Here is a 23,255-nt window from a genome sequence, read left to right as displayed (position 1 = left end):
GGAAGCCTTGCCCAGCATCGTCCTGGCCGGTGGCGGTAGCGCCGGTCACACCTCACCCCTGATCGCCACGGCGGACGCCCTGCGCCGGCTCGACCCGACGGTCGAGATCCTCGCCCTCGGGACCGAGCGCGGCCTCGAGACCCGCGTCGTCCCGGAAGCCGGCTACCGGCTCGAGCTCATCCCGCCGGTGCCGCTGCCGCGCAAGCCCACGCCCGCGCTGCTCGCCGTACCGGGCAAGATGCTCGCCTCGGTCAGCGCCGCCCGCCGCATCCTCGACGAGGCGAAGGCCGACGTGCTGGTCGGCTTCGGCGGGTACGTGTCCACCCCGGCGTACGTCGCCGCCTGGCGGCGGAAGACCCCGATCGTCGTGCACGAGGGCAACGCCGTGCCGGGGATCGCGAACAAGTTCGCGGCCCGTTACTGCACGCAGCACGTGAAGACGTCGTTCCCGGGCACCGAGCTGCCGCACGCCGAGTACGTCGGCCTGCCGATCCGGCGCGCGATCGCGACGCTGGACCGGGCCGCGCTGCGCGCCGAGGCCCGGCGGTTCTTCGGCCTCGACCCGGACGCCCCGACGCTGTTCGTCACCGGCGGCTCACAGGGCGCGCAGCGGATCAACGAGGCGGTCTCCGGTGCGGCCGCCGACCTGCAGGCGGCCGGCATCCAGGTCCTGCACGCGATCGGCCCGAAGAACACCCTCGACGTACCGCGGACCGGCCCGCTGCCGTACGTCGTCCTGAACTACGTCGACCGGATGGACCTCGCGTACGCCGCCGCGGACCTGGTGGTGTGCCGCTCGGGCGCGAACACCGTCACCGAGGTGTCCGGCGTCGGCCTGCCCGCGATCTACGTTCCGCTGCCGATCGGTAACGGCGAGCAGCGGCTGAACGCGAAGCCGGTCGTCGACGCCGGCGGCGGGGTACTGATCGACAACGCCGAGCTGACCGTCGACTGGGTACGGGCGAACGTGCCGCAACTTCTGCTCGACCGCGGGCGTCTGACAGCCATGTCCACTGCTGCCCAGGGCGTCATCCGGACCGACGCCGACGACCGATTGGCGCGGATCATCCTCGATGTGGTGGGGTCTGCTTCGTGATCGTCACCGCTCCTGACACGCTGCTACCGGCCGAGAAGCTGGGCAGGGTGCACTTCGTAGGTATCGGCGGCGCCGGCATGTCCGGGATCGCCCGGATCATGGCGTCGCGGGGGATCGAGGTGTCCGGCTCGGACGCCAAGGACGGCAAGGTACTGGCCGCGCTCCGGGCGCTCGGCGCCACCTGCTGGGTCGGTCACGCGGCCGAGCACGTGAAGGACGCCGACACCGTGGTGGTGTCGACGGCGATCCGCGAGACCAACCCCGAGGTGGTCGCCGCCCGCGAGGCCGGGATCCCGATCCTGCCGCGGGCCGCCGCGCTCGCGGCGGTGATGGTCGGCCGCCGGACGCTCGCCGTCGCCGGTACGCACGGCAAGACGACCACCACGTCGATGCTCACGGTCGCGCTGCAGCACTGCGCCGCGGACCCGTCGTACGCGATCGGCGGCAACCTCAACGAGTCGGGGTCGAACGCCCACGACGGCACCGGCGACCTGTTCGTCGCCGAGGCGGACGAGTCGGACAAGTCGTTCCTGACCTACTCGCCCGAGGTGTCGATCGTCACGTCGGTCGAGCCGGACCACCTGGACAACTACGGCGACGAGGCCAGCTACCGCAAGGCGTTCGAGGAGTTCTGCGGACGCGTGCTGCCCGACGGGTTCATGGTGATCTGCCACGACGACGCCGGCGCCCGGCAACTCGCGTCGTACGCGCGCGACCGCGGCATCGACGTCCGGACGTACGGCGAGTCCGGCGACGCGGACCTGCACGTCACCGACATCACGGCGACCGGGGCGACGCAGACGTTCGCGCCGGTGTACCGCGGCCGGAAGCTGCCGGTCGTGCGCCTGCAGCAGGCCGGCAAGCACAACGCGCTGAACGCGTCCGCGGCGCTGACCGTCGGGCTCGGGCTCGGGTTCTCCGCGGCGGATCTGGCCGAGGGGCTGGCGTCGTTCACCGGGACCGGGCGGCGGTTCGAGTTCAAGGGGCTCGAGGACGGTGTGCGGGTGTTCGACTCGTACGCGCACCACCCGACCGAGCTGGCCGTCGACCTGACCGCGGCCCGGCAGGTGGCGGGGGAGGGCCGCGTGATCGCGTGCTTCCAGCCGCACCTGTTCAGCCGGACGCGGATCTTCGCGACCGAGTTCTCCGAGGCGCTCGCGCTGGCCGACGAGGTCGTGGTGATGGACGTCTTCGCGGCCCGCGAGGACCCGGAGCCCGGTGTCACCGGCGCCCTGATCGCGAACCACGTGCCGCTGAAGCCGGAGCAGGTGCGGTTCGAGCCGTCGTGGTCCGCCGTACCGCAGCTGGTCGTGGACCTGGCCGAGCCGGGTGACCTGGTCGTCACACTCGGCGCGGGCGACGTGACGCTGATCGGCCCGGAAGTCGTTGGTTTGCTGGCCGAACGCGCCGCCATCCGCGAGTCTGCGCAAGACGCCGCCGCCCCTGTGGTGAAGTAAAAGGGTGGGGTTTGTTGAATGAGCCAGAGCGTCGATCTGGCTCGGGCACAGCAGCGGTTCGCGCGCCGGCAACGGCTGGTGCGGTGGCGGAGCTGGCTGCCCTGGACCGTCGGCGGCGGACTGGTCGTGCTGGCCGGGCTGATCGTCTGGTTGTTCTACTTCTCCTCCGCCTTCGCGGTGTCCGGGGTCCGGATCAGCGGTGCGGACACGGTGCCGGTGGCAACGATCGAGCAGACCGCCGCGGTGCCGACGGGTACGCCGTTGGCGAAGGTCGGACTGCGGTCGATCGCGGACCGGGTGCGGACGATCCCGGCGGTCGCGGACGCGCAGGTGACCCGGGCGTGGCCGCGCAAGATCGTGATCGTCGTCACCGAACGGGTCCCGGTCGTGGTGGTCACCGACGGCTCGCGGTACGAGCTGGTGGACGCCACCGGTACGGCGTACCGCACGGTCCCGGACCGGCCGGCCGGACTGCCGGAGGCGAAGGTGACCGGGGTCCGGCGCGACGTCACGGTCCACTCCGTGGTGACGGTGTCGGCGGCGCTCCCGGACACGTTGCGGGCACAGGTGGGATCGATCTCGGCAGCGTCGCCGGACTCGATCACCCTGAACCTGAGCTCCGGCGTGAAGGTCGTTTGGGGCAGTTCCGATGACAGTGCGCGCAAGGCCGAGGTACTGAGCGTGCTGATGAAGCGGCAGGCGAAGGTGTACGACGTCTCCGCGCCCGATCTCCCTGTCACCAAAGGGGAAAAGCGGTGACGGATAACATCACGGGCCACATCACGATACGGGCGGCGAGGCGCGTGGACTTTGCCGGGAAGCGTCCCGTAGCGTGCGGCGTAATCTAAAGTTGACATAAGTCTAACCATCCACTTGAGGTTCAGTCTTTTCGCTGGAACTTTTCGCTGGACAACGGGAACGAACGAGGCGAGAGGCGCGGACGTGGCGGCACCGCAGAACTACCTGGCACTCATCAAGGTCGTCGGCATCGGCGGAGGCGGCGTGAACGCCGTCAACCGGATGATCGAGCACGGTCTGAAGGGCGTTGAGTTCATCGCCATCAACACCGACGCTCAGGCGTTGCTGATGAGCGACGCGGACGTCAAGCTCGACATCGGCCGCGAGGAGACCCGCGGCCTGGGCGCCGGTGCGAACCCGGCGATCGGGCAGAAGGCCGCCGAGGACCACGCGGAGGAGATCGAGGAGGCGCTGAAGGGCGCCGACATGGTCTTCGTCACCGCCGGCGAGGGCGGCGGCACCGGCACCGGCGGCGCGCCCGTGGTGGCGCGGATCGCCCGGTCGCTGGGCGCGCTGACCATCGGTGTCGTGACCCGGCCGTTCTCGTTCGAGGGCAAGCGCCGCGCGACCCAGGCCGAGGACGGCATCGCGACCCTCCGCGAGGAGGTCGACACCCTCATCGTCATCCCGAACGACCGGCTGCTGACGATCTCCGACCGCGCGGTGTCGGTGCTGGACGCTTTCAAGCAGGCCGACCAGGTGCTGCTGCAAGGTGTGTCCGGTATCACCGACCTGATCACCACGCCGGGTCTGATCAATGTCGACTTCGCCGACGTCAAGGCGGTCATGTCGAACGCCGGTTCCGCGCTGATGGGCATCGGCTCGTCGCGCGGCGAGGACCGGGCGGTCGCGGCGGCCGAGGCGGCCATCTCGTCACCGTTGCTCGAGGCAAGTATCGAGGGGGCGCACGGCGTTCTGCTCTCGATCGCCGGCGGGTCCGACCTGGGGCTGTTCGAGATCAACGAGGCGGCCCAGCTGGTGTCGGAGTCGGCGCACTCGGACGCGAACATCATCTTCGGCGCGGTCATCGACGATGCGCTCGGCGACGAGGTCCGGGTCACGGTAATCGCGGCCGGCTTCGACGGCGGCATGCCGAAGCGCCGCGAACAGGCGATGAACCAGGCCAGACCACAGTCCTCGCGCCCGTCGTCGCAGAACTACTCGGCCCCGACCTCGGTCAACCCGACCGTCAGCCAGCAGTCCGGCCAGGCGAACCAGCCCGGCACGGGCCAGTCCACCGGCAGCTACACCGGCGGAGCCCAGTCCGGCACGGGTCAGGCGAGCGGCTACCCCAGCCCTGGCCAGTCCGGCACAGGCCAGACAGGCGGCTACACCAGCGGTGGCCAGTCCGGCGCGGGTCAGTCCGGTGCGGGCCAGGCCGGGGGTAGCCAAGGAGGCGGCTACGGCGGCGGCCAGCCGGGCGCAGGTCAGGCAGGCGCGGCGCAGCCGTCCGCCTCCGGTCAGCACAATGCGTCGCAGCCCACCCAGGCCGCACCGCCGCACGCAGTCCCGGGCCAGCAGTCGGGTCCGGCCGGCACGGCGCCTTCGTCAGCCAACCAGGCCGACGACACGGTCCCGGTGCCGGCGCCCACCGAGCCCCGCCCCGGCGCAGGGACGACGAACTCGGCCCGCCCGCAGACCGGCGACCCGGTCCGCACGGTGCAGTCCGGCCAGACGGCCCAGCCGACTCCGCACACCCCGGCCTCGCCGTCGACCCAGCACTCCTGGCCGACCAACGGCCCGAGCAACGCCGGCCAGAGCACCACAGGCAGCACCGGCACCGGCGCGGGCCAGTCCGGCGCCACCGCTCGCCCGAAGAAGCAGGAGCCCGAGGAAGACCTCGACATCCCGGACTTCCTGAAGTAAGGGGCGTCCGGCCCGGTAGCCTTTGTTCGTGTTCGGCTACGACGAGGTACTTTCCGCCGCCCGGGTCGCCTTCACCGATCGGTACGGCGGCGCCAGCCAACCGCCGTACGGCGAACTGAATCTCGGCAGTGCGTCGGGTCCGGACGCCGAGGGTGTGATCGCGAACTTCCGGCTGATCGCGTCGGAGTTCGGTGTACCGGCCGACCACGTGGTGCGGGTCAGCCAGGTGCACGGCCGGGACGTGTACGTCGTCCGCGAGGACGACGACCTGCCGCTCGAGCCGATGCCGCGAGCCGACGGTCTGGTCACGACACGGTCCGACGTCGTCCTCGCCGTCCGCGCCGCGGACTGCCTGCCGGTGCTGCTGTCCGGTGACGGCGTGATCGGCGCGGCGCACTCCGGCCGCAAGGGCATGTACGCCGGCATCGTCCCGGCGACCGTCGACGCGATGCGCGAACTCGGTGCGTCGCGGATCACCGCGGTCCTCGGACCGTACGCGTGCGGCAACTGCTACGAGGTCCCCGAGGAGATGCGCACCGAGGTCGCCGAGCGGGTGCCGGCGTCGTACTCCGAGACGAGCTGGGGGACTCCCGCGCTCGACGTCGCCGCAGGTGTGAAGGCGCAACTGGCCGAGCTCGATGTCGAGGTCGTCGACGCGACCGCGTGCACGATCGAATCCGGCGACTTGTACTCGTACCGTCGCGAAGGCCCCGAGAGCGGCCGGATGGCCGGACTGATCAAGCGGGTCGTGGCATGACCAGTCGCGCTGACGAACTGCGGGCCAACGTGGAGCAGGTCGAGGAACGGATCGAGAAGGCCTGTCAGGCGGCCGGGAGGGCCCGGGACGAGGTCACCCTCGTGGCGATCACCAAAACCTTCCCCATCAGCGACGTGCGGGCGCTGGTGGACCTGGGGGTGACCGACGTGGGGGAGAACCGCGAGCAGGAACTCAAGGCGAAGGCGCCCGACTGCCCGGAGCTGCACTGGCACTTCGTCGGCCAGTTGCAGTCGAAGAAGTCACGCTCGGTCGTGCGGCACGCATCGGTCGTGCACTCGGTCGATCGGCCGTCGCTGGCCGAGGCGCTGTCGAAGGCCGCGGTCGCGGAGGAGAAGACGGTGCGCTGCCTGATCCAGGTCAGCCTCTCGGCGTACGGCTCCGCGGACGCGGCGACCGGCGCGAGCCGGGGCGGTGTCGAGCCGGTCGACGTACCCGAACTCGCCGCCGCGATCGCCGCCGCGGACGGTCTCGAACTCGGCGGAGTGATGGCCGTCGCACCGCTGGGTTCGGATCCGGAGAAGGCCTTCGCGGGGCTGCGGGACGTAGCGTCGCGACTACGCTCCGATCACGCCGGGGCGGACTGGATCTCCGCCGGGATGACCGGCGATCTGGAGGCGGCGATCAAGCACGGTGCGACACACGTTCGGCTCGGGCGCGCATTACTCGGTACGCGCACTCCGCTGGGTTAGTGTCGACATCGAGCGGGTTTCCTTCCTGCTCACCGTTGTACCTGAGTTGTCGTCGAACCGGATCGAGGTGCTGGAGGGCCATGAGCGGCGCACTGCGCAAGATGGGTGTGTACCTCGGCTTGGTCGAGGACGGGGAGCGCTACAACGCGCGGTACGACGATTACGAGTACGACGAGTACGACGACGCGGACGAAGCCGTCGACGGGGACTCCCACGAGACCGAGCCGGTACCCGCCGGCCGGGAGAGCCGCGAGCCCCGGGAGCACCGCGAGGAGCGCCCGGACCGAACGGATCAGGGCGGCGGCGCCACGGTCAGCAAGTTCCCAGACCGGCGCGGGGTCGCGCCGTCCCCGGAGGTTACCGAGTTGGCCCGCATCACCACCGTGCACCCGCGCAGCTACAACGAGGCGCGCGTCATCGGTGAGCACTTCCGCGACGGCACGCCCGTCATCATGAACCTGACCGAGATGGACCACGCCGACGCGAAGCGCCTGGTCGACTTCGCGGCCGGGCTGATCTTCTGCTGCCGGGGTTCGATCGAGCGGATCACCACCAAGGTGTTCCTGGTCTGCCCGCCGAACGTGACGGTGGCCGCGGAGGAGAAGGAAAAGATCGCCGCTGACGGGTTCTACAACCAGAGCTGACGCTCTGGGTGGCGGACGGCGCTTCGGGCGTCTTCTACACTCGTTGACGACATGGATGCTCTAGCGCTCGTCCTCATCGTTCTGTACTACGTGCTGCTCGCCTTCTTCCTGGTGCTGGTGGCACGGTTCGTACTCAGCCTGATCGTCATGTTCGCGCCGCAGTGGCACCCGAAGGGCCCGCTGCTGCTGTTGTTCGAGCTGATCTACTCGATCACCGACCCGTTCCTCAAGCCGCTGCGGCGGATCCTGCCCCCGATCGGGGCCGGCGGGATACGGATCGACCTGTCGATGTTGATGCTGTTCGTCATGGTTTCGGTGGCGATGGCCATCAACTCGACGGCCCTTCGGTCGTTGTGAGGGTGAGGACGGCGCCGACTGGGTAGGTAGAGTCTCGGAAAAGGGGCAGCATTACCGGGTTGCCCCGCGGGTTCGGGGCCGTTGTCGCCAGCCCCGATTCCGTCATAAGACAACGAAGCGATAACGTGATCTACTGAGTCGCCAAGGCGAGGGCCACGGGGACTCCGCCAAGACACAGACAAACGAGGTGAAAGATGCCGCTGACGCCGGATGACGTCCGCTCGAAGCAGTTCACGCCCGTCCGACTACGGGAGGGCTACGACGTCACTGAGGTCGACTCCTTCCTCGACGAGGTCGAAGCCGAGCTCGAGCGACTTCTCGCCGAGAACGAGGAGCTGCGGGCCAAGCTCGCGGCGGCCCAGCGCGCGGGTGCGGACCAGCAGCGACCGGTCGACCAGACCGCCGCGCTGCCGCCAGTCGTGCAGCAGCCGAAGCCCCCGGTCGTGGTCGAGAAGCCTGAGGAGAAGCCGCCGGTGGTGGCTGCTCCCGGTGCGGCCGCGGCGGCCGGCACCGTCGGTGACGCCTCCAGCTCGGCCGTACGGCTGCTGGAGATGGCCACCAAGCACTCCGACGACCTGGTCCAGGAGGCGAAGGACACCGCCGACAAGATCATCGGCGAGGCCCGCGCCAAGGCGGAGCGGCTGGAGAACGAGGCGCGTGGCAAGGCCGACCGGATGACCGGTGAGGCCCGTGCCCGCGCCGAGAAGCTCGACGGCGAGATCGCCGAGCGGCGCGCGCAGATGCTCGGCACCCTGGAGAAGCAGAAGGGCCAGCTCGAGCGCACGATCGACGACCTGCACGCGTACGAGCGTGAGTACCGCAGCCGCCTGAAGACGTACTTCACCGAGCAGCTCAAGGCGCTCGGGAACGGCGACGACACGCTCAGCCCGCGCAACGGCTTCCGGCCCGAGGCGCGCGCGCAGGCGCACGGTCACGGCGTCTGAGCAGTCGCAGCTGTGCAAGCTTTCTGAAGAGGCGGTGCTTTCCGGCGGCACCGCCTCTTCGGCATGTCTGGACTCCTCTGACGCACGGTTCCCTCGCGGTGACAGGGTGTGTCAGGGCCAGACAGCCGGAACTTTGTGGCCGCTGAGCGTCTCCACATCAGTCAGCCGCAGCCGGTACGGCGTCAGCCGTAGCAGCGAGGGCGATTCCGTGTTGAGTGCCGCGACTCCGTCACGGCGGGTCATGGGGCTGGAACTCCCGGCCTTCCCTCGTCGCTCCGGTCGCTGCGCTCCCCGCGCTCCTCGGTCCAGGCCGGGAGGCCCCATGACCGGGGCGGGACCAGCGGGGAAAACGCTCCAGAAGTCGTAGCCGAGTGGCGGGGGAGCGTCGCGGTACAGCTCCCACACTCGTTGCCGGGTCGCCGCATCCGTGACCCACTCCGCGGCGCAGTCCGCGACGGCCACTTCGTGACCGGGCTCCCAGTAGCTGCAGCTGAGGTAAGGGCTGTAGGCCAGGTGCCGCACCTTCAGCGGTGTCGCGCGCGTGACGATCCAGCCGGTCAACTCGTCGGACAGCTCCCAGATCGGGTGCAGGATCCGGCTCCGCGGCCGGTTGTCCGGACCGACCGTCGCCACGCTGCACCAGACGATCTTGTGCGCTCGCTCCATGAACTCCTTTTGCACAACCATGGTTGTAGATTACCCGATGCACAACCAAGGTTGTATATTCCGCGGTATGGAGTTCGATCCCGCTGACGCCGACCTGTCACTGGCCTCGTTGTTCGCCGGCTGGGCGCTGGCCGACGAGCTGCAGCGCCGGCTCGCGGCCGAGGGGTTCGCGGATGCCCGCTTCGCGGACGGTGTGGTGTTCCAGCATCTGGTCGGCGGCGCGGTGACGATCAGCACACTGGCGGAGAAGCTGGGCGTCACCCAGCAGGCCGCCTCGAAGTCGATCGCGGACCTCGGCAGCCGCGGCTACGTGAGCCGCCGGCCTGATCCGGACGACGCCCGCGCCCGCCAGGTCGTCCTCACCGACCGCGGTGAGGCGGTGATCAGCGCCGCGCGCAAGCACCGCGCGGCGCTGGACGCGGAGCTCCGTCAGGCGCTGGGCGACGAGCAGGTGGAGCAGGCGCGCGTTCTCCTGCTCGACGTGGTCGACCGGCTGGGCGCGAGCCCGTCCTTGCGGGCCCGCGCCGTGCGACCGCCTCGTTGACCCTTCCCGCCCGCGGGCGGGAAGGAGGGTCAGGCCTTGGTCAGCCAGTAGGTGAGCTGCAGGTCCTCTTCGGTGCCGGTGGCAACCTCTGCGGAACTGTCCGGTGCCTCCGTCGGGGCGGACTGTGCCAGGTCGACGGCGAGCACCTCGCGGGCGATCTCGTCGGCGTGCTTGCCCAGGGCATCGGTCAGCTCGGCGTCGGTCGAGGTCAGCCAGACCCTGATCCGGTCCGAGACCTCGAGGCCGGCGTTCTTCCGGGCCTCCTGCAGGGTGCGGACCACCTCACGGGCCAGCCCCGCCTGCTTGAGCTCGGGGGTGACCTCGAGGTCGAGGGCCACGGTCTCGCCCTGCTCGTTGACCACCGACCAGCCTTCCTTCGGCCGCTCGGACACCAGCACCTCGGCCTCGCTGACCTGGACGTCCTCGCCGTCCACCACGACGGTCGCCGTGCCGGACTCCTTCAGCGAGGCAGCCAGTGCGCCGGCGTCGGCAGCGGCGATCGCGGCGGCGACCACCGGGGTCTGCTTGGCGAATCGCTTGCCGAGCTCGCGGAAGTTGCCCTTGGCGGAGAACTCGACCAGGTCCGCGCCCGCCGAGGACAGCGGCGCGACCGTGCCCACGTTGAGCTCGTCGGCGATCTCCCGCAGCAGCTCCGGCGACAGGTCCGCGATCGCGGCCGACCCGACCAGCGCCCGGGCCAGCGGCTGCCGCGTCTTCACCTTCGCCTCGGCGCGGGCCGACCGGCCGAGCTCGACGACCCGCCGCGCCATCGACACGTGCTGCGCCAGGACGTCGTCGATGAGCGTCTCGTCGTACGTCGGGAAGCTCGTCAGGTGGACCGATTCGGGCAGGCCGGGCGTGACCGGGCGGAACACGTCCTGCCAGACCCGCTCGGTGACGAACGGCGTCAGCGGCGCCATCACCCGGGTGAGGACGTCGAGCGTCTCGTGCAGGGTCGCCAGCGCGCTCGCGTCACCGGACCAGAACCGGCGGCGCGAGCGGCGGACATACCAGTTCGAGAGCACGTCGACGAACGAGTTGACCAGCAGACCGAGCCGCTGCGTGTCGAACGCGGCGTACGCCTCGTCGGTGTCGCGGACCAGCCGGTGCGTCTCACTGACCAGCCAGCGGTCCAGCACCGAACGGTCGGCGACGGCCGGCGCGTCGGCAGGGGACCAGTCCGCGAGCCGCGCGTACAGCGCGTGGAACGCGACCGTGTTCCAGTAGGTGAGCAGCACCTTCCGGACGATCTCGTTCAGCACGTTCGGCCCGATGCCGCGCGCCTTCCACGGCGACCCGGAGGCGGCCATGAACCAGCGCACCGCGTCCGCGCTGTGGTCGTTCATCAGCGGGATCGGCTCCAGGATGTTGCCCAGATGCTTGGACATCTTCCGGCCGTCCTCGGCGAGGATGTGCCCGAGGCAGACGACGTTGCGGTACGACGACTCGTCGAACACCAGCGTGCCGATCGCCATCAGCGTGTAGAACCAGCCCCGCGTCTGGTCGATCGCCTCGCAGATGTAGTCCGCCGGGTAGGTCTGCTCGAACTTCTCCTTCGAGCCCTCCACCCACGGGTAGCCCCACTGCGCGAACGGCATCGAGCCCGAGTCGTACCAGGCGTCGATCACCTCGGGCACCCGGCGCGACTCCGCGCCACAGGTCGGGCAGTCGAAGGTGATGTCGTCGACGTACGGCCGGTGCGGGTCGGTGGCGCTCAGGTCGCGCCCGGCCAGCTCGCCCAGCTCGGCCAGCGAGCCGACACATACCTGGTGGTCCTCGCCGCAGCGCCAGATCGGCAGCGGCGTACCCCAGTAGCGGGAGCGGGAGACGGCCCAGTCGATGTTGTTGCGCAGCCAGTCGCCGTACCGGCCCCACTTGACCGAGTCCGGGTACCAGTTCGTCTTCTCGTTCTCGCGCAGCAGCGCGTCCTTGACCTGGGTCGTGCGGATGTACCAGGACGGGAGCGCGTAGTACATCACCGGCGTGTGGCAGCGCCAGCAGTGCGGGTACGGGTGCTCGTACGGCACGTGCTTGAACAGCAGCCCGCGGTCCTTCAGGTCCTTCACCAGGTCCTCGTCGGCCTTCTTGAAGAACTGCCCGCCGACCAGTGGTACGTCGGCGTTGAAATGACCGGTGGTGTCCACCGGGTTGACCACCGGCAGGTTGTACGCGCGGCCCACCGCGAGGTCGTCGGCGCCGAACGCCGGGGACTGGTGCACCAGACCGGTGCCGTCCTCGGTGGTCACGTAGTCGGCGAGTACGACGTAGTGCGCCGGCTCGTCGAACGGCACCAGCTCGAGCGGGCGCTGGTAGTCCCAGCGCTCCATGTCACGGCCGACGTACCGCTCGGTCACCGTCCAGCCCTCGCCGAGCCGGTCCAGCAGCGGCTCGGCCACGACCAGTGACTCGTTGCCGTCGGTGGCGACGACGTACTGCACGTCGGGGTGCACGGCGACGGCGGTGTTCGACACCAGGGTCCAGGGCGTGGTCGTCCAGACCAGCATCGACGCCTTGCCCGCCAGCGGGCCCGACGTCAGCGGGAAGCGGACGTAGACCGACGGATCGACGACCGTCTCGTACCCCTGGGCGAGCTCGTGGTCGGACAGACCGGTGCCACAACGCGGGCAGTACGGCGTGATCCGGTAGTCCTCGACCAGCAGGCCCTTGTCGTGCACCTGCTTGAGCGACCACCAGACCGACTGGACGTACTCCGGGTCCATCGTCTTGTACGGGTGCTCGAGGTCGACCCAGTAGCCCATCCGCACGGTGAGCTCGTTGAACGCGTCCACGTGCCGCAGGACCGACTCGCGGCACTTGGCGTTGAACTCGGCGATGCCGTACGCCTCGATGTCGGGCTTGCCGTTGAACCCGAGCTCCTTCTCGACCGCGACCTCGACCGGGAGTCCGTGGCAGTCCCAGCCGGCCTTGCGCTCGACCCAGAAGCCCTTCATGGTCCGGTAGCGCGGGAACACGTCCTTGAACACGCGGGCCTCGATGTGGTGCGTGCCGGGCATCCCGTTCGCGGTCGGCGGGCCCTCGTAGAACGTCCACGGCTGACCGCCGGCGGACTGCTCGAGGCTCTTGGCGAAGGTGTCGTGCTCGTCCCACAGGGTGAGCACCTCCCGCTCGAGCGCGGGGAAGTCGACCTGGGCAGGAACCTGCCGCCAGGGGGTTCCGGAGGTGTGCCCGAAATTCTGCGCTGCCGCCATCTTTCTGCGTCCTTCGTCACGTCCTGCTACTGGACGAGGGACGAAGTGCCGGGCCTGTCGCCTGGCTACCGCGCGGTACCACCCTCCTTGGTGACCGGGAGTCCGGTCACCCACTTCCTTAACGAGACGCTGCCGGTTCTAATAGGTCCCTACGGACTGTTCTTCCGGCGGCTCCGGGGTGATGGCCCCATCACTGCCTTGCGGTTCGCGGTTGTCAGTGTACGGCGTCGTACCGGGTGACTACGAATCGTTAATCAGTGGTCAGGTGAGAATTCGGGCATGAGAATTCTGCTGCGGGTGAAGCCGGGGGCTTCCAGAACCGCGGTCGGCGGCCGGTACGACGGTCCGTCCGGGCCGGCGCTGGTGGTCGCGGTGGCAGCCCGTGCGGTGGAGGGACAGGCGACGAAGGCTGTTCTGAGGGCGGTCGCGGCGGAGTTCGGCGTACGGCGCTCCGCGGTGACGTTGGTGCGTGGTGCGACCAGCAGGGACAAGCTGGTCGAGGTGGAGGGGGAGGAGAACGACATCCGGGCGCGGCTCGAACGGCTGCTGGATTGACCCGGAGATGTGACGGACAGTGATGTCCGCAACACGGTTGTGACGCGCGGAACATCGAGCGGACTTGAAGAACCGACTACCTTATCTGCACGGTCTGCGCGTCAGGCTGGCACGTGATGGGCACGTGACCTACTGTCTTGCGACCAGTCCGCTCCAGTCTCCGACGAAGGCAGGGGGTAGCTGACCATGGCTACATCGGCACGGAAGAAGTCCGCCCCCCAACGCACCGCCGCGGCCAAGAAGAGTGCCTCGGCATCCGGCGAGCCGAAGAAGAAGACGGCCCACAAGACGGCCCGGAAAACGGTCCAGAAGACCGCCCAGAAGACGACGGCTCGCAAGACGCCGGCGAAGAGCTCGCCGGCTACGAAGACTTCCGCGAAGAAACCGGTGGCGACCTCCACCGGCTCCGCGGCCAAGAAGGCTCCGGCCAAGAAGACCCCTGCCAGGAAAGCGACGACGAAGAGGGTGGCCATGAAGACGAACGAGAACAGGACCCCGGCGACGGCGCCGGCGAAGTCCGCAGCACACACGGCCGAGACCTTCAAGGTGAAGCCGGGTGAGGACCCGTGGACCGCTGCCGAGCTCGCCGAGCTGCGCACGGAACTCGAGAGTGAGGTCGAGCACCTCAAGCAGGAGATCCGCGACGCCGAGCAGGAGATCGTGGGTCTGTTCCGGGACGGTAGCGACGGCGCGGGCAACGACCAGGCGGACGTCGGTTCCACCACCCTGGAGCGGTACCACGAGCTGTCGCTGGCGAACAACGCGCGGGACATGCTGAACCAGATCGAGTTCGCGCTGACCAGGATCGACGACGGCACGTACGGCGTCTGCGAGAGCTGCGGCAACCCGATCGGCAAGGGTCGGCTGCAGGCGTTCCCGCGTGCGACACTGTGTGTCTCATGCAAAGAACGCCAGGAACGCCGCTGAACGACGACCCCGCCTCGTCCCACCAGGTGGGGGACGCAGACACACCGGAGCCGGCCGACGATTCGTCGGCCGGTTCTCCGTCGCCCCCGGGCGGCCGGTCGTGGAAGTGGACCGTGGTGTTCGGCGGGGTCGGACTGGTGATCCTGGTCCTCGACCAGCTGACGAAGGCGCTGGCGCTGGCACATCTGACGCCCGGTGAGCCGGTGAACGTGATCGGCAGCCTGCTGAAGTTCAACCTGATCCGGAACTCCGGCGCCGCGTTCAGCCTCGGCTCCGGTTACACGCCGTACATCAGCGTGGTCCAGATCACCGTCGCGGCCGGCGTGATCTACCTGTCCCGCAAGCTCGGGTCGGCGGGCTGGGCGGTCGCCTTCGGGCTGCTGTTCGGCGGTGCGGTCGGGAACATCCTGGACCGGATCTTCCGCGAGCCGTCGCCGTTCCACGGGCATGTGGTCGACTTCCTGCAGACGCCGCACTGGGCGATCTTCAACGTCGCGGACATGGCCGTGACGTCGGCCGCCGTACTGCTGGTGATCCAGACGTTGCGCGGGATCAGGCTCGACGGGACCCGGGAGCAGCGCAAGTGAGCTCGCGAACGGTGATGGTGCCGGACGGTCTCGCGGGGGAGCGGCTGGACGCGGCGCTGTCCCGGCTGTTCGGCGTGTCCCGGACCAAGGCGGCCGAGCTGATCGAGTCCGGCCTGGTCCAGGTCGACGGCGCCCCGGCGCCGAAGTCCTCCCGGGTCGCGGCCGGCGTACTGCTCGATGTCGAGCTGCCACCGCCGCCGTCCGAGGTGACCGTCGTTCCGGAGACCGTGGAGAACCTGCGGATCGTGTACGACGACGACGAGATCATCGTCGTGGACAAGCCGGTCGGTGTCGCCGCGCACCCGTCGCCCGGGTGGACCGGCCCGACCGTGATCGGGCACCTGGCCGGCGCCGGGTTCAGCATCTCCACGAGCGGCGCGGCGGAGCGCAAGGGCATCGTCCACCGGCTCGACGTCGGCACGTCGGGCCTGATGGTGGTCGCGAAGACGGAGTACGCCTACACCGTCCTGAAGCGCGCCTTCAAGGAGCGCACGGTGCGCAAGATCTACCACGCGCTCGTGCAGGGCCACCCCGACCCGTTCACCGGTACGGTCGACGCCCCGATCGACCGGCATCCGCACCACGACTACAAGTTCGGTGTGGTGGCCGGCGGCAAGCCGAGCGTGACGCACTACGAGACGCTCGAGGCGTTCCGGTACGCGACGCTGCTGGAGATCACCCTCGAGACCGGGCGGACGCACCAGATCCGCGTCCACATGTCCGCGATCGGCCACCCGTGCTGCGGCGACCTGACGTACGGCGCCGACCCGGTTCTGGCCGAACGCCTCGGCCTCACCCGCCAGTGGCTGCACGCGATGCGCCTCGGCTTCGCCCACCCGGGCACGGGCGAGTACGTCGAGTTCACCTCGCAGTACCCCGAGGACCTCGACCAGGCCCTGGACCTCCTCGTCGACACCCAGTGAAGCTCTACCTGTCGTCGTTCCGCCTCGGCGATCACCCCGAACACCTCGTCGCGCTCCTGCCGCCGGCGGCCCGAGTGGCCGTCGTCTGCAACGCGATCGACGCCGAGGATCCGGCCGTACGCCGTGCGAAGGTCGCCGACGAGGTCCACTGGCTGACCGAGCTGGGCCTCCGCCCCGAGGAGCTCGATCTGCGCGAGTCTGCGGACTTCTCGCCGTACGACGGCCTCTGGGTCCGCGGCGGCAACGTGTTTGTTCTCCGCGCCACCCTCGCCCGCTCCGGCGCCGACCGCACTCTCCCCGAGCTCATCCGTTCCGAGCAGCTCGTGTACGCCGGCTACAGCGCCGGAGCGTGTGTCCTGACACCCAGCCTGCGCGGCCTCGAGCTGTGCGACGACGTGGTGGCCGTCGACGGCGAGGTCCTCTGGGACGGACTCGGCGTACTCGACCACGCGATCGTCCCGCACCTCGACTCACCCGGTCACCCCGAGACCGAGCTGGTCGCCCGCGTCGCTGAGCTCTACGAGCGGACCGGCGTGCCGCACCTGCAGATGCGCGACGGACAGGCTCTGGTTGTCGACGGCAACCACCACGAGCTCGTCTAGATGTAGACGCATTTCCGAGCTAGATCTAATTTCCGCGCTCGATCTAGAAGGGTGGTGGGGCGTTTGGTTGGTCGTTTGGTGGGTGGGGTGGTTGTTGGGTGATGGGACCGCGGGCCGGTGGGACGGTGGTGTAACGGTGGCCGGTGGGTGCGGTGAGCGTGACGGAGCCGTCGGGGTGGGCGGTCGTGGTCCATCCCCACGCCGGGGTGTCCTTCACGACGTGGTGGTACTCGCAGTACGGCACGAGCCCGGTCAGGTTTGTCCGGCCGGACTGTCTGAACGGTGTGGCGTGGTCGCGGTCGCATTGGCGGGACGTGCGGTTGCAGCCGGGCCAGGCGCAGACCGGGTGCCGCGCGAGAAGGGTTTCGGTGACGAGGGCGCCGGGGTCGTGCCGGGTGGTGGAGGCCTCCAGTACGGCGCCGCTGGCGGGGTCGGTGAGGAGACGTCGCCAGGTGCCGTCAGAGGCGATGCGGCGGGCCATGTCGGCCGGGATCGGGCCGTAGCCCGTGAGTTCGCACGGGTCATCGTCCACTCCAAGGAGAGTGGTGACCGGGGTCACGACCTCGATGTGCGGGCGTCTGCGGTGCTGGTCGGGTAGTCGGCGGCCGAGCCAGTCCAGGCCGTTGTGCAGCATGTGTTCGAACAGGTCGGCCATCACGTCGGCGCGCCGCTGCCCCGCGGTCCGCTGATCCCTGGGTGGCCTGTCGTTGGTCTGCTTGCCGTCGGTGCGGTGGCCTGGGGTGGTGCTGTTCGTGCTGGGTGGGGCGTTCGCGCCGGTCGGTCTGAGAGTGGTTTCTGCACCGGTCGCCTCGCCGCTGGTGCCGGCGGGCGACGGCACGGTGGCCGGCGCGCTGCCGGGTTTGGGGCTGGGGCGTTTGGCGAGGTCGGCGATGGCTTGGACGACGACCCACATTTGCTGGATTTTGTCGGCGGTGTGGACGACCCAGAGTCCGGCCATGCCGTCGGGCAGCGGCACGATTTTGCAGGTGCGGTCGGTGACCGCTTCGCGGTGGCGGTCGGTGTCTTCCTCGATGGTGTGTTTGGCGACCTGGCGGCGCAGCGACTCTCGCAGGTTTTTGTGGGTTTGGCCCGGGGCGCGGCGCAGCACGTGGGTCTCGACTGCTTGCGCGGCCTCGGGCGGGAGGGCGCGGGTGGCTTCGGAGATGGCGAGGGCTTTGGACCAGGTCAGGGCGCCGCAGCGTAGTGCGGTGTGGGTCGCGGTGAGTGGTCCGGTCAGGTGGAGTGCGGTGTCGATGTGGCGGGCGGCGGTGTCGGTGGACAGGTGCAGGGCGGCGCCGATCTCGGCGGACCAGGAGCGTTCGGGGTCGATCGGGCGGCCGGAGGTGTCGATCTGGGTGGGGCGGGGGATCTCGGTGGCCTGGGCTTTGCGTTGCCGCACGAACGACGCCTGCGCGGCGGTCTTGATCGAGGCGGCCCAGGCTTCCATCCGGGTGGCGGCCTTCATCGCCTCGATCAGCGCGACCGGTGATTCGCATTGTGGCCGTAGTTTCTCCAGGGCGGCGGCGAGTTCGGCGCCGGGCGGCAGGAACACCCAGGCCGGCGCCTGCAGGCGCAGCATCTCCCGCTCGGCCTCGTCCTGTTCGACACCTGCCCACAACTCCCACTCCAGCCCATCGACCCGCGACATCGACGGCAACTCGTCGTACAGATCCTCCTCGGACAGCAACCGCGGCGGATGCGGGTCCTCCAGGTCGTACAGATCATCGGGAGGCACCAGGACATCGTCTGGAGGTAGCAGGCAGTCATCGGACGGAGCCAGACCGAGCCAGGCGGAGCGAGGCGTGGTAGTCAGCCCGGTGGGCGTTGCTGCGCCGGGCCGTGGTGCCATCGCCGTTACTGTCATTCTTCGATATTAGAACATGCGTTCGATGGAGTCGAATTCGGCGGTCCCAGCCGGTGTGATGTCTCAGGACATGGGTGACGGTTCTGTATCAAGACATCGGTGCCGGTTGGTGTGTCAGGACATCGGTGACGTTTCTGCCGGTCCTGGGCGCCGTCCGGAAGGTCGGCCGTTGCCGCGGTAAGTCACGCCGGGCGGCGGTTTGGTGTGCTCGATGAGCTTGGTCAGGCTCACGCGGCTGACCAAGCTGGTGGAACGTCTATCGGGCTGGGAGACCCGGAAGCTGGCGCGTCGATCGCCGGCTCAGAGACCTCACCGAGGAGCTGTGAGCACCTCGCCGATGATGTGCCGCGCGTAGTTCGCGATCGCCGGGTTGGTGTCCTTTTGGTACGACCACACGATCAGGGCCTGAGACAGCACGCGCCCGCGTCCGCGGAGCCACGTCGCGTCGTCCACATCCAGCGCCGCACGGAACTCGTCGCGGACGTTCGCGGGTAGTAGATGCCACACGGGGAACAGGTCGCACGCCGGATCGCCGACACCGCATGTCTCGAAGTCGAGCACCGCGGTCAGCCGACCCTCCGCCGACACGAGCATGTTGCTCGGCGTCAGGTCCGAGTGCACCCACACCTCGCGCCCGTCGTACGGCGCCGCGAGCGACTCCTCCCACGACGCCAGCGCGGCGCGAGCGTCGATCAGGCCGTCCAGCTCGCCGATCGCGGTCCGCGTCGAGGAGTCCATCTCGACCATCGGAGCGCGCGTGCGGCGCTCACCCGGATACGCCGGCGGCCGGTCTGGCAGGTCGATCCGCCGGAACGCGTCGACGAACGCCGCGAGGTCCGTCGCCAGCCCGCGTGGGTCGACGAGCGGGTCGTGAGAGGGGTGTCCGCCGGTGAGCCAGCGGTGGACGGACCACTCGCCCGGGAACGCGTCGGTGGGTGCGCCGATCGCCTCGACAGAAGGGATGGCCACAGGCAGGAACGGCGCGAGTGCCGCGAGTTTCGCCTGCTCCCGTCGGATTACGTCGGTGACCGAGGGCCGGAGCGGCAGCCGTACGGACAGGTCGGAACCGAGGCGGTAGATCGCGTTACACAATCCACCGGAGTCGACCGGCTCCAGCGGCAACGCAGCCCACTGCGGGAACTGAACCGCCACCAGTTCGCGGACGAGCGCCGTGTCGATGTCGGCCTGATCGGCGTGGACCTTGCGACGAGTCACCAGCCCATCGGATCGGTCGACCCGTCCGCTGTCAACCCGGTTTCGGATCGAGTCGGTCAACAGCAGGCAGGTCCGGCAGGTCATGCGGGCTGGCGACGGAAGTGTCACCACCGACATCGTCCTGACCGTCACCGATGTCTTGATGCAGAACTGTCATCGATGTCCTGCGACATGACAGCGGATCCCGGCCGGCAGACAGACCGTAACCTTCGTCTAGAGCTGGTCGGCGATCCTGACGACGGCCGCGACCACTGGCGGTCCATGCGCCAACTCGGCATCGTTGTGGTCGGCTCCCCGGATCTCCACCAGATCCTTCAGTGTCGGCGCGGCCTCGGCCACCGATCGGCTCTGCTCCGGCGGTACGACGCTGTCCGCGCTCCCGTACACCACAGCAACCGGCGCTTTCACCCCAGCCAGTCGCTCAGCCACCGGGAACTCGTCGCGGAGCAGCAGCCGGACCGGCAGGAACGGGTAGTGCACCTTGCCGACCGACGCCAGGTCGACGAACGGTGACCGCAGCACCAGACCACCGGGCGCAACCGATGTCGCGAGCTCCGTCACCACAGCGGCCCCGAGGCTCTCACCGAAGTACACAGTCCGCTCAGGCGGTACGCCGTACGCCGCCAGGTACCGCTGCGCCGCCCGCACGTCCCTCGCGAGTCCTTGCTCGCTCGGAGACCCGTCGTTGCCGCCGTACCCGCGATAGTCGAACAGCAGGACCGTCAGCCCACGGGCAGCCAGTGCCTGCGCGAGCGGAACCCGACCGGCGCGGTTCCCGCCGTTCCCGTTGGCGACCAGTACGGCGACGCCACGGTCAGGTGCTCGGGCAGGCACCAGCCAAGCACCCAGCCGCACGCCGTCGCTCGTCTCGAGCACCACGTCCTCGACACCCGCCCCGGCGGTCACAGCAGACGTGTCAGGCAGGTAGATCAGCTGCCGCTGGAAGCCCCACGCCAGAGCCAGCAGCAACAGCACCACCGACACCGCGATCAGCCCCAGCCGCACCATGCTCTTCAGTGTGCGCTCTTCAGTGTGCGCCCTGAGCCGGTCTCAACACCGCCGATCCGTCCTACGCTGAGGCATGGCGGAGTCGAAGCCAGTCGCGACGGCTCGTGGGCGGCTGCCGGCCGAGCTGACGAGCTTTGTAGGGCGGCGTCGTGAGTTGGCGGACACGAGGCGCTTGCTGTCGAGCAGCCGTCTGCTGACCCTCACCGGCGCGGGGGGAGTCGGCAAGACGCGTCTGGCGCTGCGGATGGCTGGAGAGGTACGGCGTACGTTCTCCGACGGCGTGTGGTTCGCGGAACTGGCGGCACTGCGCGATCCGGCACTGCTCGGGCACACTCTGGCGGGCGCGCTCGAGCTGAGCCAGGTGTCTGCCGACCCGACCGCTGATCTGGCCGAGTACCTCGAGGACAAGCATCTGCTGCTCGTGATGGACAACTGCGAGCAACTTGCCGAGGCATGCGCTGTACTGGCGAGCAAACTGCTTGCGGCGGCGCCGCAGCTCCGGATCCTGGCGACCAGTCGGCACGTGCTGGGTGTGGAAGGCGAGCAGGTCCTGGTCGTGCCCCCGTTGTCGACACCGCCGGCGGAAGCCTTGGCCGCCGATGCCGATCAGTACGAGTCATTGGTGCTGTTCACCGACCGGGTCCGGGCCTTGCTGCCCGAGTTCGAGATCGACGAGCGGAACCGGGCGCAGGTGATCGAGATTTGCCGGCAGCTGGACGGCGTACCGCTGGCGCTCGAACTCGCGGCGGTCTGGATGCGGACGCTGTCGCCGGCGCAGATCCTCGACCGGCTCGAGGACCGCTTCCGGCTGCTGGCGAGCGGGCGGCAGGCCGGACCCGCCCGGCAGCAGGCGCTCGACGCGGCCGTGACCTGGAGCTATGACCTGTGTTCCCCGGCGGAGCAGTTGCTGTGGGAACGGTTGTCGGTGTTCTCCGGCGGCTTCGACCTCGAAGGCGCGGAGCAGGTCTGCGCCGGTGACGGCATCGCACGCGACGAGGTGCTCGACCTCGTCGCCGGCCTGCTGAACAAGTCGATCATCACCCGCACGGTCGCCACCGACCATTCGGTCGCCTGGTACGACATGCTCACCACGATCAGCCAGTACGGCGCGATGCGGCTGGCCGAGGCCGGACGGACCTCCGAGTTCCGGCTCCGGCACCGCGATTACTACCGGGACCTGGCCGCGGGGTGGGCCGAGGACAGCTTCGGTCCACGCCAGGCGGACTGGTACATCCGGATGCGGCGCGAACACGACAATCTGCGGGCCGCGCTCGACTTCTGCCTGGCCGAGCCGGGCGAGGGGCCGGTCGCGGTGGAGATCGCCGCACCGATCTGGAACTTCTGGTTCGCCGGGTTCCTCCGCGAGGGCCACCGCTATCTCAGCCGGGCGATCGCCGCCGCGCCGGAGCAGACGCCGGCCCGGGCGCTGGGGCTCTGGGCGGGCAGCTATCTGGCCATGTTCCTCGGCGAGGTGGACCAAGGCAGCCGGCTGCTGGCCGAGTGTGAGGAGCTCGCCGAGCGGTACGACGACGCTCGGCTGCGGGCCCGGATCGCGGAGGTCGCGGGTCATGCCCTGATCTACCAGGGCGATCTGGCCGGTGCGATCGGCCGGCTCGAGGAGGGGCTGGCCGGGTTCCGCGCGGTGGGCGACCGGCTCGGTGAGTTCGACGTACTCATCCTGTTGTCGGCGGCAACGTTCTTCGCCGGTGATCCGCGGGTGGAAGGGTTCAGCCGGCTGGCGTACGAGCTGGCCGACTCCCGCGGTGCGGCCTCGTCGAAGGCCTACGCGTTGTGGAGTGTCGGCATCGTCCAGTGGCGGGACCACGATCAGTTGAGCGAGGCGACCAACTCGTTCCGGGAGGCGATCCGGTTGTGGCAGCCCCTGAACGACCGGACCGGGATCGGGTTCTGCGTCCAGGCCCTGTCCTGGTGTGCCGGGTCGGGTGCGCCCACCGAGCAGGCCGCCCGGTTGATGGGCGCGTCGCGGGCGGTCTGGCGGTCGAGCGGTGCCCATGTCGACGAGACGACGCCGTACAGCCAGTTCGACGACAGGACCGAGCAGCGGAGCCGGGCGGCGATCGGCGACGCGGCGTTCGACGCGGCGTTCCGGGTGGGGGCGGCGTACTCCTTCGAGCAGGCGGTCTCGCTCGCGCTGGGCGAGGAGACCGGACGCGACCGGGCGGCGAAGCGGGGGATGGCGGGCCGCCTGACGCGGCGTGAGCACGAGATCGCGGTGCTGATCGGTGAGGGCCTGAGCAACCGGGAGATTGCCGCCCGGCTCGTCATCTCCCAGCGCACCGCGGAGACCCACGTCGAGCACATCCTCAGCAAACTCGGCTTCTCCTCCCGCGCCCAGGTCGCCCGCTGGGTCGCGGAGCACGCCGAGCGGTGACCTGACCTACGTACCGAAGTCCGTAGGTGTACCGATGTTTGTGCACGCTCTCATCGGGATGCTTGCCGACAACGTTGTCCCTCTACCCGTTGCCGAGGTCGAACCCATGTCCGAGACGAGCTGCCTGCCGATCC

At 69.4% G+C, this 23,255-nt stretch carries 21 protein-coding genes and 1 pseudogene; 16 read left to right on the top strand and 6 right to left on the bottom strand.

From position 1 onward, the window contains the following. Positions 1-7 precede the first annotated feature (7 nt). From murG to BJY22_RS30805, 9 genes and pseudogenes are all read left to right on the top strand, one after another. Positions 8-1,096 (top strand): undecaprenyldiphospho-muramoylpentapeptide beta-N-acetylglucosaminyltransferase, encoded by a 1,089-nt coding sequence (gene murG / locus BJY22_RS30845; RefSeq protein WP_167213733.1) that lies wholly within the window; start codon positions 8-10, stop codon positions 1,094-1,096. Continuing rightward, positions 1,093-2,553: a UDP-N-acetylmuramate--L-alanine ligase gene (gene murC, locus BJY22_RS30840; protein ID WP_167213729.1), complete on the top strand. Its 1,461-nt coding sequence runs from the start codon at positions 1,093-1,095 to the stop codon at positions 2,551-2,553. The genes murG and murC overlap by 4 nt, the downstream gene beginning before the upstream one ends. 18 nt (positions 2,554-2,571) lie before the next feature. After that, a complete protein-coding gene (locus BJY22_RS30835) occupies positions 2,572-3,312 on the top strand; it encodes a cell division protein FtsQ/DivIB (RefSeq protein WP_167213726.1) in 741 nt (246 codons plus the stop codon). A 183-nt stretch (positions 3,313-3,495) separates the two neighbouring features. Continuing rightward, positions 3,496-4,716: pseudogene (gene ftsZ, locus BJY22_RS41970) on the top strand (cell division protein FtsZ); the annotation flags it as partial. A gap of 529 nt (positions 4,717-5,245) precedes the next feature. After that, positions 5,246-5,974: a peptidoglycan editing factor PgeF gene (gene pgeF, locus BJY22_RS30825; RefSeq protein ID WP_167213721.1), complete on the top strand. Its 729-nt coding sequence runs from the start codon at positions 5,246-5,248 to the stop codon at positions 5,972-5,974. Beyond that, positions 5,971-6,684, top strand: coding sequence for a YggS family pyridoxal phosphate-dependent enzyme (locus tag BJY22_RS30820; RefSeq protein ID WP_167213718.1), 714 nt, complete (start codon positions 5,971-5,973; stop codon positions 6,682-6,684). Before pgeF ends, BJY22_RS30820 begins: the two co-directional genes overlap by 4 nt. A gap of 80 nt (positions 6,685-6,764) precedes the next feature. Beyond that, positions 6,765-7,328, top strand: a complete 564-nt coding sequence (locus tag BJY22_RS30815) for a cell division protein SepF (protein WP_167213716.1) — start codon at positions 6,765-6,767, stop codon at positions 7,326-7,328. A 51-nt stretch (positions 7,329-7,379) separates the two neighbouring features. After that, a complete protein-coding gene (locus BJY22_RS30810) occupies positions 7,380-7,685 on the top strand; it encodes a YggT family protein (protein ID WP_167213713.1) in 306 nt (101 codons plus the stop codon). Between the two features lie 194 nt (positions 7,686-7,879). Continuing rightward, positions 7,880-8,629 (top strand): DivIVA domain-containing protein, encoded by a 750-nt coding sequence (locus tag BJY22_RS30805; RefSeq protein WP_167213711.1) that lies wholly within the window; start codon positions 7,880-7,882, stop codon positions 8,627-8,629. Positions 8,630-8,740: 111 nt separating this feature from the next. On the opposite strand, the gene BJY22_RS30800 is transcribed toward BJY22_RS30805, so the two are convergent. Next, complete coding sequence (locus tag BJY22_RS30800) at positions 8,741-9,316, bottom strand: pyridoxamine 5'-phosphate oxidase family protein (RefSeq protein WP_167213708.1); 576 nt, start codon at positions 9,314-9,316, stop codon at positions 8,741-8,743. A 46-nt stretch (positions 9,317-9,362) separates the two neighbouring features. Here BJY22_RS30800 and BJY22_RS30795 point away from each other — a divergent pair, with 46 nt between their 5' ends. Then, positions 9,363-9,839, top strand: a complete 477-nt coding sequence (locus BJY22_RS30795; protein ID WP_167213705.1) for a MarR family winged helix-turn-helix transcriptional regulator — start codon at positions 9,363-9,365, stop codon at positions 9,837-9,839. A 29-nt stretch (positions 9,840-9,868) separates the two neighbouring features. On the opposite strand, the gene ileS is transcribed toward BJY22_RS30795, so the two are convergent. After that, a complete protein-coding gene (ileS, locus tag BJY22_RS30790) occupies positions 9,869-13,048 on the bottom strand; it encodes an isoleucine--tRNA ligase (protein ID WP_167213702.1) in 3,180 nt (1,059 codons plus the stop codon). A gap of 279 nt (positions 13,049-13,327) precedes the next feature. On the opposite strand from ileS, the gene BJY22_RS30785 reads away from it, so the two are divergent. Then, entirely contained in the window at positions 13,328-13,603 is a 276-nt protein-coding gene (locus BJY22_RS30785; RefSeq protein WP_167213699.1) for a DUF167 domain-containing protein, read from the top strand. A gap of 101 nt (positions 13,604-13,704) precedes the next feature. Here BJY22_RS30785 and BJY22_RS42660 read toward each other — a convergent pair whose 3' ends face one another. Then, positions 13,705-14,076: a hypothetical protein gene (locus BJY22_RS42660; RefSeq protein ID WP_202891332.1), complete on the bottom strand. Its 372-nt coding sequence runs from the start codon at positions 14,074-14,076 to the stop codon at positions 13,705-13,707. Between BJY22_RS42660 and BJY22_RS41215 the strand changes: the two genes are divergently transcribed. The 4 genes from BJY22_RS41215 to BJY22_RS30765 are packed head-to-tail and all read left to right on the top strand — an operon-like array spanning position 14,075 to position 16,642. Further along, positions 14,075-14,530 (top strand): TraR/DksA family transcriptional regulator, encoded by a 456-nt coding sequence (locus BJY22_RS41215; protein ID WP_202891331.1) that lies wholly within the window; start codon positions 14,075-14,077, stop codon positions 14,528-14,530. The genes BJY22_RS42660 and BJY22_RS41215 overlap by 2 nt on opposite strands. Continuing rightward, positions 14,503-15,117 (top strand): signal peptidase II, encoded by a 615-nt coding sequence (gene lspA / locus BJY22_RS30775; RefSeq protein WP_167213692.1) that lies wholly within the window; start codon positions 14,503-14,505, stop codon positions 15,115-15,117. Before BJY22_RS41215 ends, lspA begins: the two co-directional genes overlap by 28 nt. A gap of 14 nt (positions 15,118-15,131) precedes the next feature. Continuing rightward, entirely contained in the window at positions 15,132-16,040 is a 909-nt protein-coding gene (locus BJY22_RS30770; RefSeq protein ID WP_167218870.1) for an RluA family pseudouridine synthase, read from the top strand. Then, complete coding sequence (locus BJY22_RS30765; protein WP_167213689.1) at positions 16,037-16,642, top strand: Type 1 glutamine amidotransferase-like domain-containing protein; 606 nt, start codon at positions 16,037-16,039, stop codon at positions 16,640-16,642. The genes BJY22_RS30770 and BJY22_RS30765 overlap by 4 nt, the downstream gene beginning before the upstream one ends. A 43-nt stretch (positions 16,643-16,685) precedes the next feature. Here BJY22_RS30765 and BJY22_RS30760 read toward each other — a convergent pair whose 3' ends face one another. The 3 genes from BJY22_RS30760 to BJY22_RS30750 all read right to left on the bottom strand — a co-directional run bounded on the left by BJY22_RS30760 (position 16,686) and on the right by BJY22_RS30750 (position 20,729). Further along, positions 16,686-18,377, bottom strand: a complete 1,692-nt coding sequence (locus BJY22_RS30760) for a DUF222 domain-containing protein (RefSeq protein WP_167213686.1) — start codon at positions 18,375-18,377, stop codon at positions 16,686-16,688. Between the two features lie 438 nt (positions 18,378-18,815). After that, a complete protein-coding gene (locus BJY22_RS30755) occupies positions 18,816-19,721 on the bottom strand; it encodes a phosphotransferase (protein ID WP_167213683.1) in 906 nt (301 codons plus the stop codon). A 213-nt stretch (positions 19,722-19,934) separates the two neighbouring features. Next, entirely contained in the window at positions 19,935-20,729 is a 795-nt protein-coding gene (locus BJY22_RS30750) for an alpha/beta hydrolase (RefSeq protein ID WP_167213680.1), read from the bottom strand. 73 nt (positions 20,730-20,802) lie between these two features. Here BJY22_RS30750 and BJY22_RS30745 point away from each other — a divergent pair, with 73 nt between their 5' ends. Next, a complete protein-coding gene (locus tag BJY22_RS30745) occupies positions 20,803-23,121 on the top strand; it encodes an ATP-binding protein (protein WP_167213677.1) in 2,319 nt (772 codons plus the stop codon). The last annotated feature ends 134 nt before the right edge of the window (positions 23,122-23,255 follow it).

It is taken from the genome of Kribbella shirazensis, assembly GCF_011761605.1.
Lineage (GTDB): Bacteria > Actinomycetota > Actinomycetes > Propionibacteriales > Kribbellaceae > Kribbella > Kribbella shirazensis.
Note: the sequence above shows the minus strand (reverse complement) of the source record. Positions and strands in the feature narration are given on the sequence as shown.